Annotated in this window: 10 protein-coding genes; 2 read left to right on the forward strand and 8 right to left on the reverse strand. The window is 46.3% G+C overall.

From position 1 onward, the window contains the following. Positions 1-2: 2 nt before the first annotated feature. The 5 genes from cas7b to V512_RS10160 all read right to left on the reverse strand — a co-directional run bounded on the left by cas7b (position 3) and on the right by V512_RS10160 (position 7,119). Positions 3-953: a type I-B CRISPR-associated protein Cas7/Csh2 gene (cas7b, locus tag V512_RS10135; protein WP_099830353.1), complete on the reverse strand. Its 951-nt coding sequence runs from the start codon at positions 951-953 to the stop codon at positions 3-5. A 2-nt stretch (positions 954-955) separates the two neighbouring features. After that, the gene (locus tag V512_RS10140) at positions 956-2,746 is read right to left on the reverse strand and encodes a TM1802 family CRISPR-associated protein (RefSeq protein ID WP_099830354.1); all 1,791 of its coding nucleotides are present in this window, start codon (positions 2,744-2,746) and stop codon (positions 956-958) included. 6 nt (positions 2,747-2,752) lie between these two features. Continuing rightward, positions 2,753-3,487, reverse strand: coding sequence for a CRISPR-associated endoribonuclease Cas6 (gene cas6 / locus V512_RS10145; RefSeq protein WP_099830355.1), 735 nt, complete (start codon positions 3,485-3,487; stop codon positions 2,753-2,755). Between the two features lie 1,484 nt (positions 3,488-4,971). Then, complete coding sequence (locus tag V512_RS10155) at positions 4,972-6,339, reverse strand: ATP-binding protein (protein WP_099830357.1); 1,368 nt, start codon at positions 6,337-6,339, stop codon at positions 4,972-4,974. A 498-nt stretch (positions 6,340-6,837) separates the two neighbouring features. Next, entirely contained in the window at positions 6,838-7,119 is a 282-nt protein-coding gene (locus V512_RS10160; RefSeq protein WP_133117342.1) for a hypothetical protein, read from the reverse strand. Positions 7,120-8,041: 922 nt separating this feature from the next. Here V512_RS10160 and V512_RS10165 point away from each other — a divergent pair. Next, positions 8,042-9,430: a transglutaminase-like domain-containing protein gene (locus tag V512_RS10165; RefSeq protein ID WP_099830359.1), complete on the forward strand. Its 1,389-nt coding sequence runs from the start codon at positions 8,042-8,044 to the stop codon at positions 9,428-9,430. Between the two features lie 803 nt (positions 9,431-10,233). On the opposite strand, the gene V512_RS10170 is transcribed toward V512_RS10165, so the two are convergent. The 3 genes from V512_RS10170 to V512_RS10180 form a co-directional block, all read right to left on the reverse strand. Next, a complete protein-coding gene (locus tag V512_RS10170; RefSeq protein ID WP_099830360.1) occupies positions 10,234-11,508 on the reverse strand; it encodes a hypothetical protein in 1,275 nt (424 codons plus the stop codon). A 224-nt stretch (positions 11,509-11,732) separates the two neighbouring features. Further along, positions 11,733-12,392, reverse strand: a complete 660-nt coding sequence (locus V512_RS10175; protein ID WP_099830361.1) for a DUF6518 family protein — start codon at positions 12,390-12,392, stop codon at positions 11,733-11,735. Between the two features lie 599 nt (positions 12,393-12,991). Beyond that, positions 12,992-14,278, reverse strand: a complete 1,287-nt coding sequence (locus V512_RS10180) for an MFS transporter (protein ID WP_099830362.1) — start codon at positions 14,276-14,278, stop codon at positions 12,992-12,994. A 535-nt stretch (positions 14,279-14,813) separates the two neighbouring features. Between V512_RS10180 and V512_RS10190 the strand changes: the two genes are divergently transcribed. Next, the gene (locus V512_RS10190; RefSeq protein WP_099830364.1) at positions 14,814-16,286 is read left to right on the forward strand and encodes a thioredoxin-like domain-containing protein; all 1,473 of its coding nucleotides are present in this window, start codon (positions 14,814-14,816) and stop codon (positions 16,284-16,286) included. The last annotated feature ends 548 nt before the right edge of the window (positions 16,287-16,834 follow it).

Genomic DNA, 16,834 nt, shown 5'->3' on the forward strand with positions numbered 1-16,834 from the left:
CCTCACTTTTCCAGTTTTTCGGTCTTGCCCTCCAGTAAACCTTCTATCTCGAATGGTTCGCCATTGAGGGTGAGCTTCAGTCTAGGGTCTATTCTGTATCGGACTTTCATTATGTTGCTGCTGTATCTATCAAGAAGTCCCTTAAGTTCGGAAATCTCAAGTTTGAAGTCTTTGATCCCACGGATCTTCTCGTCCGGAATCTCAGATTTCAGCTCAATAGCTTTATCAAGCTCGCCAATGTGGAAGTTTGTCTCATCATTATAAACAACATCTATAAGAAGTCTTGGGAGCTGTTCCATCTTGGAGCGGGTAATTAAATCTTTGGTGCCATCCCACAAGGCTTCAAAGAGACAATCGACATCGGTGTCAGTTAGGAGTGTTTCTTTTGCAGTATTCTGATTGAGAACACCATAAAATGCGATGCAAGAATAGGGGAGCTGCCATTTCTCGCTGAAACTTCGTTGCTCGTTTCCTTCCTTTGAGACAAAAGCCGCCGTGCCCTGAACAAAGACAGAATCGGCCCTGTGAAGAGATCTGCCGAATCTGAACTGAACTGGCCCGGTTATAGACATATTGAGCTTTGAGATCGGTACGGTTCCGCCGAAAAGACGCAGATCTATGCATTTCTTAAGAAGAGCCTCTGATGCCCTCTGTCTATCGTACTTTTTACTGTCGGTTATGTCGGAAATCAGCTCTTTTGCCCGCTGTTCTGACGTAACAGGATCTCCGTTAATAAAGACCTCTTGCTCGTAGCCTTCAGGACGTTCTACCTTCTGCACTTTCCCCATATAGTCTCTGATTGTTCTCTTAAGTCTGACATCCGAGACAATGTTTAGCCCGGTAGTTTCATCCATCCTCGGTTTGTTCTCATCCATAGGATCTCCGTTAGGGTTGCCGTCCTTCACATCATAAATAAAGACTATCTCATGCCGGTTCTTAACCAAGTCCGCCATGCTCATTCCTCCTCTTCTACAGTTGCTTCCTCGGCAACTTCTTTTTCAGATGAACCCATCAACAGATTTTTCGAAGCTTCTCCACACAAGAATGCATAATTCAGGTCTGTCAGCGACGACTTCCATTTCATTCCGGCATTCAGCTGATATCTTCCCGCGAGTTCAAAGAGCTTCTCGACAAATCCAATATGAGAGGCGTTTTTTATCTTCTTCGAATAGTGCTTGTACTTATCTCTGAGATACGTGAGATGTTCTTTGAAGTCGTCTGGCTTCATCCTGTAACCCTTGATCCTCTGGTCGGCTGTACCGGTGTAACCCTGGTCTTTCTGAATCGCCACAACAAGAGCGTGGATCATTCCGATTACAAAAGTGAGCTTCAAATCATCGTTTGCAAAAAAGCCGGGATACCGCTCAAAATACTCTTCTAGTAATTCCTCCTTTGGTTTTTTCAAACCCAAAACCCCTCCTTCTAAAGGATTATTCAGTCTGTCCAGGAAATAACCCATTGCAACTATCGAATTGCGATCGAAGAATATACTGCTTAGTTCACTTTCTTTCGCATTCATCTTAAGAGAGTAAAAGTACCGCATCGAAGCCTTCTTGAAAAGATTTAAGTCTGCCTTGGTGCCCTTAAATATCGTCCTCATGAATTCCAGAAAATCATTTGGCGGCACTGGGCTGTCAGAGGAGTTCTTTTTTAGCTGAGCATAACCTTTAAAAACCTTCCACAGTATTTCAAATCTGATTCTGTGAGAACCTAAGGGTTTTAGCTCGGCCTCAATTTCATCTGCTGTTTTTGTAATAGCCGTCATCCTGGATGGCGGGACATCTTCAATGTTCAGGTAGACTTTCACCTCATCCTTGCCTCTTGCTTTGACAAAGAAGACGAAATTCAAGGTCGAATAGGCGTCCTCTTTGCTAAGTTTCTTGATCAACCTTAATTCAAATCTCTCATATCTACCGTCTTCTCCTCTGAACGAATCTGTAAGGCTCTTGAGCGCTGAAAGGCTATTTTCGGTGAACTGTTGGCTCTTGCCTACTCTGTTACCCGCGAATCTTGGAAGGACGTAAACTTGTGAATCATAGAAGTTGAGAGTTAACTTGTCGTCCGCAATCCTTTTACCCAGGGCGAGTTTGGAGAAACAGTCTTGGCAGAGAGGCATAGTAACATCGTGACTCTTGTTGCTCATCATATGTGCAAAACCAGGCTGATCAATTGTGCCAAACTTGAAGATGTTGCTAACTCTGGCACCAACTTCGGTTTCTTTCCCACACAAAAAGCAAACGCCCCTTCGGGAGTTCGGGAGCTTCTGAACTTCATTTAGGAAAACGGACCTGAACTCCTTGAACGCTCCCACAGATCGTCCATCGATCAAAACAGTCAAGAAATAGAATTCATTCTTCTCGGTAATCTGCTCAGCCTGCTCTTCAATATCTCTGACGATCTTCTCTTTGTTCTCTGAAAGAATAACTTTAATGTCATTCGCAAGTTCACCTGGATGCATCTCACAGAATTTCACAAACCTGTCGATCAAACCTGATGGACCTTTTTTTGAAGGTTTCAGAGTCAAAGAGTATGGGTCTGGTTTTGCGGAAGGAGTCTTTCTGTAGAGGTAATTAGCATCCGTTTTGTACGCTAATCTACAGCCGGAATAGAGAAGTTTGTCGTCCTCTGTTTCCAAGTCTATTGTTATGACTCTGGTGTATTTCTTGCCAAGATCCTCCGTCAACTGCTGGGTTTCGTCGAACTCATCTTCATGCCAAATCCCGATTTCGTAAACACTCTTGATCAATTCTGATCACCTCCTTTCGATAGTTTTTATCATTCCAAAACCTTGGGCGTTATTTGAACCTAGTCCCCAGTCGTAGGCTATCGATATAAGCTCGGGATCTGCTTGAAGCTCAAAGCGAAAGTCCCAGGCGATTTGAGTGAAATCCTTGTACTTCACAATCCGTTGAACCGGTCTTGAGGCAAGTTTGAAGGAGAAAACTTCCCCCGCTCTGACGGAATTACCCAATGCACTTGCCTTTCTGTTGAGGTTTTCCCGAATCTGAATTGTGAAATCTTTTTCTGTCGGATTGTAGAAATACGTTTTCTTTCTCCCGTCTGCGGTCATGAGGGTTGAATAGACAGTTATTGGTGATATTGTTCTCGCGCTGATGGAGCTCGCTTCTGGTATCTTGGGCTCAACCTCAATTGATCTCAGTTCAAGTGTTGTCCCTAGCAGTTGAATGCCTCTGTTCTTGATTAGGCTATTTGCAAAGGCCTGAACGTAGTATTCAAGTGGTGATGACAAGTGCAAGCTTATCGGAGGTGATAGAGTTATCGAGCCTTCGCCGATCCTTTGCTTGCGACCAAGGAGTCGGGAGAAAGTGAATGGTCTCAGTACTCTCCTGTTCACAGTTAGGCCGAAGTCGTGGCTTTCCGGGATTGCGCCTGAAAGTACCTCGTATATTGCCGACTGAAGAGGATATGAGTAACTTAGTGGTAGAGAGATGTTTCTTTCACTTTCGAGAGAAACTCTTATTCTCAAGACTCACCCCCGTGATACAAGCTTTGGTATAATCTCTTTGCCAGTCCTTACACAGATTAACTAGGAGTAATTGAAACTATGTAATGTAAGTTATTAGGACTGGCTTTTGTTTCTTTGCACTTCCATATTATATGTTATGTAGTTATGAGCTCGACATAGTACAATAATCATATTACTACTTTTCCTTTGATCAGCCAAACCCGATCTAGAGCTTCACCGAAGCATTATCTACAATCAATGCCAACCAGCAATGAACAACGCACAAAAATACGCACAATGCTCCCAATTGCTATCAATTCCTGACACATTCTCTGTTTCCATACTGAACATCATATTCTCACTTCTGTCACACTTAACAAGCAGTATATATCATCACATTAGCACGTTCATAAGGATTATAGTAAATGTTACCATAGTATTCAAAATGCATTGCCTGTTTCTCTCATAGAAAGCGTTTATGAATCCCAAGGACGGGTCCATGATCTGGGACGAAAGAGTAAGGACGACTCTTTACAGCGTACAGCGGAACTTCTGGTGTGCAGCGGCTCTTCAGGAGCGAGATGCTGAATCAATGGTTCAGGCGGAATCCCGGGCTCTTCCCGGAGGACGGGAGACTGTTGACGGAAGAGTTTCTTTTCATCAGCGTGCAGCGGTTCCTAGATCGAGATCCCGATCAGTTTCATATCGGGATGACGCTCTTTTCTTACTTCAAGAGTAGCTGGCGTGGTCCAGGCCAGGATCTCGATCTTTGAAACAGTTGCAAGTGCAATGTTGCAAGTTGAATAAGAAAATGGTTGTCCGTTATCGGTTCACCGTTCTCCGAGCAGAGCTTCAAGACCTATGAAGCTCTTTGGATGATGATCTTAGGTCCCTCAAGGGAGGAGGGCCACAAAGTGGCGGATGATGTTTGTTTCTAAGAAGAGCATCGAGAGAACGAGATGAGGAGAAAGTACGAGAAACAGGAGAGAGTTCTCGTCTTCTCGTGAGCGAAGCGAACGTCTCGACAACTCACTTTCTCGATTGATCTTATCATAGGACGGGTCCATGCTCTGGGACGGCTGACGGAGGACCGCTCTTCCAGCGTACAGCTGCTCTCGGTCTGACCCTTGGTTATTGGAGAATAATATAAGAACACTAGGGTTTAACTAACACTTCCTCGTAATTGCTCTGAATTTGAGAGAAATCAATTGGTGAATTGTAATTCAGAGATCCATGAGGTCACGGTCGCGGTCTTCTCGGTGGACGGTGGTCCGTTGACGGACAACGTTGTTTTGAGCAGCGATCAGCGGGATCTTTACTTTCAACGTACAGCTGGTCTAATTGAACTCGTCAACCCATATTTTCGCTTTCCGACGAAGTCCTGACTTGCCACCGAAGGTTACTGGCTTCTCGATTCCTATTCCTCTCATCAGAAGATTAGTAAACTGTCGAAGAGGTTTCCTCCTGACAGATTTTTCGAAAGTGGTGTGATTATCACAGGATCTTTAGACTACTCTTTGGTCACCGTGAAGGAGAATGAGAGATCGATCGGATTTCGCCTCGTCAATTAGAGCTTTGGTGAAGCCAGATCTGCTGAAGATAGCGTACTCCTTCTCTTTGAATTCATCCCATAGCGGCAGATCTCCCCTTTTACGCAGGGCAGCGAGAACATCCGTTCCGACAGGCCTTTCACTCCACTTGACTTCTCCCAATAATATTCGTCTCTCTTCTCTGTTCATGCCCACCAGATCGATTTCAGCGTTTCTATCCCACCAGCGACCGATTTCGAAGTAATTCGTTCCGCTAATCCACATGACAACACTGCGCGCGAAATCCTCATATGTGAGCGAGAAGAACTGGTTTTCGGTATCTTTCAGGATGCTCAACAGTCTTTCCCTCTGATCGGTGAGTATAAGATCTTTGTAATAGAAAACATAACGGAAGTAGAATCTGAAGAAGTTGTCTGCTATTCTGTATAGTCCCTTCTTGCTTTTAAGCGGATCTTCACCCACTGGTACTTCTTTCTCGACTATGCCAAGAAGATTTAGAATGGAGATATATTTCATGATGCTACTTTTGTCGATACCGGTTTCGTTTATTATCTCGCCCAGTTTTCTCTTTCCGAGCGAAATTGCCCTCAAAATGGCGAAGTAGTTTCTCGGTTCTCTGAGCTCCTCATTCAGAAGAAACTCGGCTTCGGCAAACAACACCTCGTTCTGGTTGTATATCTTCTCCATGACATTTCCGTAGTAGTCAAGATCGCTGTCAAACTGCTCAAGATAGAACGGTACTCCACCAAGAGTGCCCCATATCTTGAGTAAATCGTCAAATTCGTATTTCTTCTCGAAGAACTCGCCGATTTCATTGAAGGGAAACTGGTTTAGAAGAAGCTGTCCAGTTCGCCTGCCGTATAGAGGGCTCTTATAGCTCAAGACACTGTTCTCCATTACGGAGACGCTCGAACCCGTTAGAATGAGAAAGACATTCGAGTTTGACAAGTATTCGTCCCAGCCCTTTTGAAAAGACGAGATAATGCCCGGTTCTCTTTCTATAAGGTAAGGAAACTCATCTATCACGAGTATGTATCGATCGTGCTTGGAGGCAAGGTACTTGAACAGCATCTCCCAGTTGGAGAATCCGGCTATTATGTCTTCGTCGAAGAATTCAATAACCTTCTCGGAGAGCTTCTTCAGTTGAAGATTCTCAGGCAGTTTCTCCGCCAGGTAATAGATCCCCCGCTTCTTCCTCAAGAATTCCTTTGTGAGTTCTGTCTTTCCAACTCTCCTTCTACCGTATAGAATAAGCAGTTCCGGTTTTCCCCTTTCGAATCTCTCCTCGAGATAGGCTAATTCCCTCTTTCTGCCAACAAACACAATAATCACCTACTTGTTATACTTTACAGTATTATACTATATAGTATATTGATAGCAAATCATCTTCGTATCTCTCTTTCTTTCTAGATTTCCGATTAATTTCTTTGAAAGGACTCAGCATTTTGTATTATATATACTTAAGTCTTCCAGGTAATTCATGAATCTTTCCGACGCTTATTTTCTTCTACGCTATATTGATCATTTGAAAAAGAGCAATAATGTAGGACAATATCCCGTAAAGGGTCCCTGAACAGGAGCCCCAAACAAAAGCATTTTGGGGCAGGCTTTCAGGGAAGGCTCTACGAGATGACGCGCGGGGATGTTACTGGATGATACAACATGTTTTCGGGGCATGATACTCTCCCCTTAGAATATCTGACATGCTGCTTGTAAGGATCTGGGCTTAGGTCTTGACGAAAGGCGGATCCATGATCTTGGACGGGCAACGAAGGACGGCGCTTTTCAGACAGGATGTGACGTTTTAGCAAAAATCCGTCTTCATTCTCTGACGGAAAGCCAAGTATAATCCGAATCAACGGGATAACCATTCAACAGCTCAGACGCAGCGCCGGACATATTCTCCCCAGATACGGTTCCGCTCATGTTCAGGGTAAACACAACACCATCTTTGTAGCTGCAAAAAATCACTTCCATTACTATTTTGCCAAACCTTGTAACTTCGCCCTCGATAGTTCCCGTGTAGGTTGAAAGCGGCCTTACCGCCGTTCCGCTGAAGTCGGCCCCTTCCTGCGAAGTGCCTACTAGATCTATCGGTGTCACAGAACCTCCTTCAACCTTCGTGACTGAGGTCTTCCACGTTCCGATCATATTCGGAAAGCTTGCAAGAAAACAACCAGACAAAACCATAAGCAAGAAAATTGAGCATATCGCGATTGCAGAAACTCGTCTTGTTTCTCCCTCCTGTTAACAAGACAATCAATCTAAAATCACAGGCAGAACTGATCGAGTGCAAATCAACCGGCAAACACGCCAAAGGCCAGTACCAAAAGTCCTTTTTCCGATCAGTCGAGATCTTGCCTTCTCGAACCTCCGTACGGACCTTCAATTATCGAATCAATGGGTGCTGGAAACCGCTTATAGAAAACAGAACCGCGCTTGTTCTGATGTCTCCTAATAGATTGTAGGAGAAGTGATGGCTATTTAGGATCTTATCTTTAGAGTGTATGATGCCAGTTCAAAGGGAACCGAACGTGAAAGGAATACTTCGCTTTTATCAGTAGCTCCATTTCGGGGTAGACCGACTCTCACTACCGTCGCGACTGGCATGAGATTTGTCAGTTGAAGTTCTGAAATCAGCCAATACAGAGAAAAATGAAAATGAAAGTCGGCTTGTTGCCACTACTTGCCTTTGAGAAGGCCTATTCATGGATCTTATAGTCAATTCTCCGAAGTCCTCTTCATTGGAAGAACGTCTTGTTTCTCAACTTCCAGATCTGAGATGGGGCTAGAGAACAGATACTTGAGCCCTCCTGTATCGATTTTAGCCGGTTAGCTTCACTGCTCCACTGGAAATTGAGCGCTTGAAATACGTACTTCTGGGAAAACTGCGAAGGTCATCCCTTGAGATCGCAAGACGAAAATACATCATAAGACTACAATTAGTGTTTAAATTTCTAAAGTCAATCATTATATACTTGCCTTGTTGTGTCCAATCAGGCAACAGAAAAGAGGGCGGTAAGCCATGAAATTGAAACTGGTTCTTGTGATCGTTCTCATTTCTACGGTTGCTTTCGGCGATTTCTTTCAACGGTCCGACGAGTATTTGAGAAGACAGAACGAACTGAAAAGCGCCCTGGAATTCTCACTGACATTCGAAGAGGCTAAAGAGATCATTGTGAAACATTATCCGGAACTCAAGATCGATGAAGAAGTGAGAGAGTTCATCGTTGAAAGAGACATACAGAGAACTATCGTTGACGGTATAGAGATGTATTACATAGACTTGGAGCATAACCTCTTTACCCGCGATCCCGAACTTGTCGAGCGAGAGCCAGAGTGGTCGGCGGGCAACGTCTTGCTGGTCAGGTACCTTCTAGAAGAGTACGGATCAAAGAATACGCCTTTCGCCTCCTTCAAGCCAGCTCACAGCCCGTATTTCAACCCGAAGAATTACCTTGTGGAATATAAAGTAAATACTGAAAGATCCCTCTTGCCGGATAAAGGTTCATTGAGAGTCTGGTTCCCCCTTCCTCTGCAGACAGCGGCTCAAGAGAATATCTCTGTACTTGAGGTGACCCCGAAGGAAGCGGTGGTCGGCCTTCCCAGAACTTCCGGCGATATAGCTTATGTCCTCTTCGAGTTCGATCTTTCGAATCTCGTTGAGGATCTGGACATAACCGTGCAATTTACTTTCACACACTATCAGCAGCAGTTCGATATAGATCCCGATCAGGTGGGCGAATACGACAGGGAAAGCTCGCTTTACAGAGAATACACGAAGTCTGAAGGAAGCATTTATTACGATGAAAGATTCGAGGAGCTTGCCAGAAGCGTTGTTGGAGATGAGACCAATCCTTACCTTCAGGCAAAAGAGATATATTACTACGTTGTCCAAAACATCAAATACACTTTTATGGCCCACGTTGCAATAGAGGCGGCCGGAATTCCGGAAAGCCTTTACTCTTTCGAACACGGTTACGGTGATTGTGGTACTCAGTCGATGATCTTTTCAGCCCTCTGCAGATCGATCGGAATACCTGCAAGGGCGCCGGGAGGCTTTCAGGTTTTCTCCGGACAGCTGGGTTCTCATTTTTGGGCCGAGTTCTACCTGCCGAATTACGGTTGGGTTCCTGTAGACACCTCGGCAGGGCAGATTGCGACCTACACCTATGGTATTACCGAGGAAGAGCGACAGGAGTTCATCGATTATTTCTTCGCCGGCCAGGATCCGTTGAGACTCGTAGTTCAAAATTCCGTTGACTTCTTGCCGGCAGAGAAGCCTTCTGACACTCAGCTGCTTGAGATCACGCTGCAGTCTCCATTTGTTGAGAGCGAATTCGGTAACGAGGAGTTTGATGTCACTATCGCGATTCTTGATTCTTTCAGCATGAAGACGATTTTGTTGAGATAGGGGGGGTCAAAGGGTGTGAGAGGCATTTCAAAGAGCACACTCCCCACCGCAAGCGGTCCCCCCCGCTCAAGCGGGGATTGAGATCAAGAGCAGAAGAGCGGTTCATCAGACACATCGTGTCCGGGTTCCTAATTAAAAACCACGAAATGATGAGAGAGCACGAGACAGATGAGATGAGATCCAGGTTGAGCGCTCGAGCGGGGATTGAGATCAAGAGCAGAAGAGCGGTTCATCAGACACATCGTGTCCGGGTTCCTAATTAAAAACCACGAGATGATAAGAGAGCACGAGACAGATGAGATCCAGGTTGAGCGCTCAAGCGGGGATTAAGAGCTTTGCTTCGTAGTGAGCATCTGTTCGCTGAAAGGCCCGAAATCCGTCAATGGTCCTCCGCCCCACCGAGAAATACCGGTTCTTCGTTCCGACACATCGTGCGTGTCCAGGTGCCTGGTTAAGGGCACGAGATGAGGAGAGAGGGCGAGACGAAGAGCCGGTCTGGGGTTTTGGGTCTGGTAAGAATCGTCAGGAGCCGTCCTTCGTACTTCGTCCCAGATCATGGACGCTCTCATGGGGATGCCCCCGTGGGCGGAGCAGGCAAAGGGCTCCGCTTAACTTTTCGTTTCTGTCCTGAAGAAAACCCTCACAGATTTATGTCTACGATTTCTCCTCTTAATGGGAAAATCGGAGTCTGACCCGATTTATCACTCCGACCCGATTTATCACTCCTGGGCCTCCCCAAATGTTTTTGCAACTGATCCTTTTCTCTTCCTATCTCAGAACAACCTCTAGCCTAGTTTTTGCATTCATTCCCAGGAGCAGTACTTCTGCGGAACCGACTTGCCTATCCTGTTCGATAGATCCAGGTTATCAGTATAATAGGGAGTCCAGTTTCCAAGCGCCGCCAGATGCGCTTTGCAGAATAGCATGCTTATTACCGGGACATTGTAGATCACGGAGTCGGCTCTTACCAAGGTGAATTGTGTCGAATCATTGAGAATACCGATGGCGCCTTCTACGATTGAGCTTGTCCATTCGCTCCCTACATCTGTTGAGTTGAAATCATTCATCAGCTCGTAAGGGGAGACCAGCGAGTACCGTTGGTCCATATCGCTGGAAGCGCCTTCTTGCTCTCTACATGCGGTAAGTACGGTTCTCATGTTATCTATGGTATTCAGATCATCTACAAAGCTTCCGGAATGGCAAGAACCGAGAAGGAAGTTGAACTCAGTCAACGGGTAGCTGGTGAAGACTGTGCTGAACTGCCATGCGAAGTGCCAGACTCCTCCGAGTTTTACCGCGTCGGTGTCACCATGCGCAATAATGTAAACAGTCACTATCTCTTTTTTCAGGGCATACGAGTTGATGCTGGTCAAAGTATTCGCCGCATCCTCGCCGAAGACCCCCTGAACTTCAACCGTTCCTTCAGGCATGGCATCCCTGTATGCCTTGGCCAGATTCAAGAACTGCATATATGTCTGAACTGAATCCTCGTACAAAGGTTCCGAAGACAGCAAACCCTGAACGACAATGATCGCCTCTCCCTCACCCCAGTCTGGGATTATCTTGTCGATCACCGGATTCTTCAAGATACCGGAAGGTTCTTTCAGAACAACGTTCCAATCAATAAGTCTTTCTTTTTTTGGAAAGGGCAATTTCAGCTCATCCGGAACGACTTCATCTACCCTGGGCAGCCATTTCCCTGGGATGATCCTGTATTGTCCGCTATCCCCCACGACAATCGCCTTGACGGGATGGGCGAAGAACGAGCCGGGATCAAGATCAAGAAGAAAGAGGTAAGAGGGTTCGGTTACTACTATCTTGTTGTTCGTCGCGCTAGTTGCACCTATTGCTCCGTCGACTATGGCACTGGGGTTTTCGAGATCGATCGTTGTACCCAAGACCAGCTTCTTAGAGTAGAACGAGCAGATATACTCTGAGCCTTGAGGAATCTCACCGGGAAGAATGGCTTTGACGATTTCTATCGCCGCTTTCAGATCTTTAGGCAGTTTCGGAAGACAGCCAGGAAGAATCAGAAGCAGCAACACGACAGCAAAAGTAGTGATTAGAGCCTTGCGCATAAAAACACCCCCATCAAGCCTCCGCGAAGCAGATGACTTCACGTAATTTGAGTGAACCCTGTCGGTTTAAGAGCAAAGCAACTAGATATCAGACGAATGTATCATATCTGATAGCGAAATCAGCTCATTTGAGGGAGTGTAGTCATTTTGCACTGCGTCACTAGCAACGCAGATTTCTTGGCGTATCTTATCCTTTCAAAATAAACAGTCAGAGCAAATAAAGACTAAAGCATTCCCCAGAATAGATTAAGGGGTGCAGTGAGAAAAAACGCCAATACTCCGATTGTGAAAACCTTAGCCATTTGTCTGGGAGATTGATAAAGCACAAAAAATGTGCCAATCCATAAAATCAACTCCAGGCCGTTCCTGATATCGAGATACCAGAAACCAAAGGCAAGAGCCTGTCTGGTCATAAACATGAAAATTATAGCCGAGATAATAACTGGAATAATCCCATTTCCTCTCGCGTACCAGCATACAAATGCCATAAATGGTGAAATGAATGCCATCGTAATCCAGATCACCATATATGATTCCTGAAAGAAGCCGGCTACAAATGCAGTATAGAGATAATAGCTGCCCACCATTCCGACGAAAAACAAAAAAACATTTGTAGCCGCCCTGAAGGGGGTTCTGCTGTATACGGAAATCAACACGGCAAAGAAAATCCAAATCCCCATCCGTGAGAAGAAATTCCTTAAATCCAGAAACTCAAGGATCGGAGGCAATAAATTACTGGCAGTCTTATCGAGAAACTTTGAAGTTGTTCCCAGTAAAATTCCTGCAAGCAGTACAGAAAGCGAATAGAGTATTTTCTTGTGTATTGTTATCGAAACCGATTCTCTGATCTTTTTGAGGAAGCCCAACACATTATCATCTCGCATAGTGGAAGCATTGCCACCTAATTAAAGACCTTCAGACGCCTGCTCCGCGGATTTATCAAGTTCCTACTTTCCACATTTCCCCTATGGTCTCTTCAAATCTCACTTCCGCGAAGACGCACTCCACTCACAATCTTACCATCAATCATGAACAAGGCACGCCCGGTCTGGGTCGCCGCCGAGAAGAACACGAGATGAGGAGAGAAGGCGAGACGAAGAGCCGGTCTGGGGTTTGGGGTCTAGGGTCTGGTAAGAATCGTCAGGAGCCGTCCTTCGTACTTCGTCCCAGATCATGGACGCTCTCATGGGGGAATCCCCGTGGGCGGAGCAGGCAAAGGGCTCCGCTTAACTTTTCGTTTCTGTCCTGAAGAAAACCCTCACAGATTTCTGTCTACGATTTCTCCTCTTAATGGGAAAATCGGAGTCTGACCCAGTTTATTTTTTCTGGAAAATCGGAGTCTGACCCCGTTTATTTTTTCTCAATCCTCTAGTCTCGCTCTCACAAACGCATCTTCCGGGCCGGCGATGGGTATTGGAATGATTATTGTAAGTACGGAAAGAAATACGGAAAAAAGGAGTCTCTATTCGTCCTTGCCAGTCAGTCACGAAGAACCGTTCCCATCATGACTATAAATCGGAGGCGGAGAAAAGAAAGCTGGAATGCTTGCTGTCAAAGAGAAAATCATCATGATAAAAAGAATCTCCGAGTAGCCGGAAAAATAATCGTAAGCAAACCCAAATGGTAATGGTCCCAAAGAGGAACCGATGACCATTGCCGTCATAGCAGTACCCCTGATTGTTCCCTGATACTTCCTGCCGAAATAATTGGGCCATAGTACATTGGTACTGACTGATTCAAAGGCCATAAAAACGCCGTGCAAAGCGGCATAGACAAGAAGGATCTGCTGACTCGTGCCCAGAAGAAGAATCAAGAGGTTGGCTGCATAAACAAGGTAACCGATAGCTTTGATGATATGGATCTTGAATCTGTCCACCATGAATCCTGCTATAAAAGTCATCGGAAACTGTACCATCGCGATAACACTCAGGATGAGAGCGGCAAAAGTGGGTGTAAAGCCTTTTGTCTGCATGATCGAAACCATGTGAAATGTAACCCCGGTATTGATCATGGCCGGAACGCTCGTACAGTAAATCATGAACCAATAAGCTCTCGTCTTCATGGCTTGTCCTAACATCCATGGATTATCCTTAAAGACGATCCTTTTGGGGGTGTCCTTTTTCTTCTTTTCTTTAGTCTCTTTTGACGTTTTCCCGTCAGGTGTTTCGCCCATATCTTCCGGTTTGTCCCTTACTAAAAACCAGCCAACTGGTAGCATAAGCAAGAACAATGCCAGTGACCAAACACGCCATCCTGTCTCTGCACCAAAATTCTGGATCAGCCAGTTGTTTGCCGGTGGGAAAAAAGCGAAAGACGCAACACCTCCAATCCCCATAATGCTCAACGCCTTTCCGCGGTGGCGGGAAAACCATTGGGCAACAAGCGTTGAAGGCAGTAAACTCATCGAACCCTGACCGAGAAGTCGCAGGAAGAAAAAGCCAACAATGAGCATAATGGGATGACTGACGATACTCATCCACAAGCAGGTCAATCCCAGCAGAGTCGGAATGACTGCAAACATTTTCCTGTGACCGAACTTGTCAACGGCTTTTCCGACCAGGGGAAGCGTGAATCCGGCAATGAGGGTGGCAATGGAATAATAGCCCGACACAAGCGAACGGCTCCAGCCAAATCCGTTGATATAAGAATTTATGAATATCGAAACAGAATAAGTCTGCCCAGGCCCTGAAAAGAAAGCTCCGAGTGCTGCCGCTGCAACTATGATCCATCCGTAGAAAAGACTCTTACCCTTGAAAATCCTCGATTTCATCTGCAGCCCAACTTGTCAAGTTTGAATTTCAAGATTGTACCATACTTTTTCTTTACACCCGGGACAGTTCTTTGTTCTTCGGTGAATCAATTTTTGACAGGAAGAGCGTCAGTAAACGTTCTCCGAAAAGAGCAGCGGGTCTGGGGTTTGGGGTCCACCCGGCCCTGCGCAAGCAGACTGGCGGTTCTTTGAAACCCGTCCTTCGATACTCATCCAAGATCGTGGACCCGTCCTTGGGGAACAGAAGAGCAGTTCCTCGTTCCGACGCTACGCGTCCAGGTTCCTGGTTAAGGGCACGAGATGAGGAGAGAGGGCGAGAGTCCGAACCCTCGAGACGTTTTCGGATCTCATAAGAGAATAACTCTCACAAGAAGCAATGAAACAGCGCAATCCTATCTAATGCATAGAACACCGCCTGCTGTGCTTACCTTTCTCCTACATGTTATGCACTTTTCAAGTGAGTTCGAGGCTGGAAGAATCTCGATGTGATCCAATTATTGCGATTCTCAGTCAAAGCTGGAAAGAGGTGATTGATTTGTATGGAAAAGCAGTCGAATTTCCGTCTTCCGGTAGGTGGATAAATGTAGAGCGACCCTTGACTCTAGAGGATCTCAAAGGGTATGTCGTGCTGTTTGATTTCTGGACTTACTGCTGCATAAACTGCATTCATGTGATCCCGGACCTCAAGTGGCTGGAAGAGAAGTACAATGACAGTCCTTTTCTCGTTATCGGCGTCCACTCCGCGAAGTTTGAGAATGAACGTGAAGAGAGGAATATCAGAGCCGCTGTCGAGCGCTATGAAATAGAACATCCCGTTCTTATCGACAACGAGTATTACCTTTGGGACAGGTATGTGGTTCGCGCGTGGCCGTCCTACGTCCTGATAGGACCTGACGGAAAGATTTTGTCAAAGACCTCGGGCGAGGGCAAGCGAGATTACCTCTCAAATGAGATTTCCAAAGCTCTCGAGGATGGTATGAGGAGAGGGATTCTAAGCAACGAGAGGATTCCGGTTACGCCGAATGTATCCAAGAGAAATTCGACTCTTTCATTTCCCGGGAAGATTGCTTTTGGGGATTCAAGAACGATGTTTATTAGCGATTCGAACAACGATCGAATACTCGTGACGGAGCTTGCCTCTCCTTTTGAAGCAAAGGTTACCGATCAGATCGGAGGCCAAAGTAGCGGCTTTGCAGACGGAACTTTCGAAGAGGCGCGACTAAACAGGCCTCAGGGCATGGTCTATTCAGATGGTGTACTCTTCATAGCCGATACAGAGAACCATGCAATCAGAAAAGCCGATTTGAGAGAAAGAAAATTAAGGACGATCTCGGGCGACGGTTTTCAGGGATTCAGCTGGCAGTACAGCGGCGAAGCATCTAAGGCGCGGCTTAACTCCCCATGGGATCTGCAGTCAGACGGAAGGTACCTCTATATCGCTATGGCCGGAATGCATCAGATCTGGAGGCTGGATTTGAAGGAGAACTCAATTCGTTCATTTGCAGGGAGCGGAGCCGAGAACATTGAAGACGGGTCGCTAAAGGATGCGAATTTCGCTCAGCCCAGTGGAATCTACCTGGATGGAAAGAGTCTTTACGTTGCCGATTCGGAGGTTTCGGGGATAAGGTATGTAGATCTCGAAGCGGAAAAAGTGCACACCGTTGCAGGAAGCGGACTCTTTTCATTCGGTCATATCGACGGGATTCTTCAAAGGGCTCTGTTCCAGCACCCGCTGGGTATTTACGGTAATGATAGATTTCTGTACGTTGCCGACACCTATAATCACGCAATAAGAAAGATCGATCTGGGAATCAGGCGTGTTGAGACGATGATCAAGAATCTGGGAGAGGGAACCTGCACCCTGGATGGAGAAAAGTGCTCTACTCTCGGTCTTTTCGAGCCAAACGATGTCAAATACTATAACGGGCTGTTGTACATAGCCGACACGAATAATCACTTGATTAGAGTTTTCGACGGGAAGGAACTGGTAGAGTTAGTTATTGGCTAAAAACATTCCGAGAGTGTATGAGGAGGTGAGGCTGGAATAAAACATTTGACGTAAGGCTGCCTTCGGCAGGAAGTGATGCCACCTTCGGTGCGACGCATTGCACTGAGGAGCATCAGTGGACGCAAGGCGCCGAGGAGCATCGGCGGGCGCAAGGCGCCGAAGAACATCGGCGGACGCAAGGCTGGCGAAGATCACGCCAGGTCGCAAGGCCCGGAGAAGCATCCGGGGACGCAAGGCCCGCTTCGCGGGGATGAAAACCACTTCAAGATCAGGCGCAAGGCGCCGAAGAACATCGGCGGACGCAAGGCTGGCGAAGATCACGCTAGGTCGCAAGGCCCGGAGAAGCATCCGGGGACGCAAGGCCCGCTTAGCGGGGAAAGAGCTGCTTACAATATAACGCTGAACGCTGTGAAGAGTCGTCCTTAGTCTTCGTCCCTGATCATGGACCCGTCCTTTGGTTGGGAAGAGCCTGAGGTCAGAGGCAAGAGGTCGGAAGAGCGAAGAGAAGAGAAGTCCAGAGATCTTGAGAGTATGTAAAAAAGATTGTG

Origin of the sequence: Mesotoga sp. Brook.08.105.5.1 (assembly GCF_002752635.1) — a bacterium.
Classification (GTDB): Bacteria; Thermotogota; Thermotogae; order Petrotogales; family Kosmotogaceae; genus Mesotoga.

Excerpts from the sequence above, each read along its gene's own strand:
- V512_RS10165 (WP_099830359.1), top strand. The coding sequence starts at position 8,042 with ATGAAATTGAAACTGGTTCTTGTGATCGTTCTCATTTCTACGGTTGCT.
- V512_RS10175 (WP_099830361.1), bottom strand. The coding sequence starts at position 12,392 with ATGCGAGATGATAATGTGTTGGGCTTCCTCAAAAAGATCAGAGAATCG.
- V512_RS10180 (WP_099830362.1), bottom strand. The coding sequence starts at position 14,278 with ATGAAATCGAGGATTTTCAAGGGTAAGAGTCTTTTCTACGGATGGATC.
- cas7b (WP_099830353.1), bottom strand. The coding sequence starts at position 953 with ATGGCGGACTTGGTTAAGAACCGGCATGAGATAGTCTTTATTTATGAT.
- V512_RS10170 (WP_099830360.1), bottom strand. The coding sequence starts at position 11,508 with ATGCGCAAGGCTCTAATCACTACTTTTGCTGTCGTGTTGCTGCTTCTG.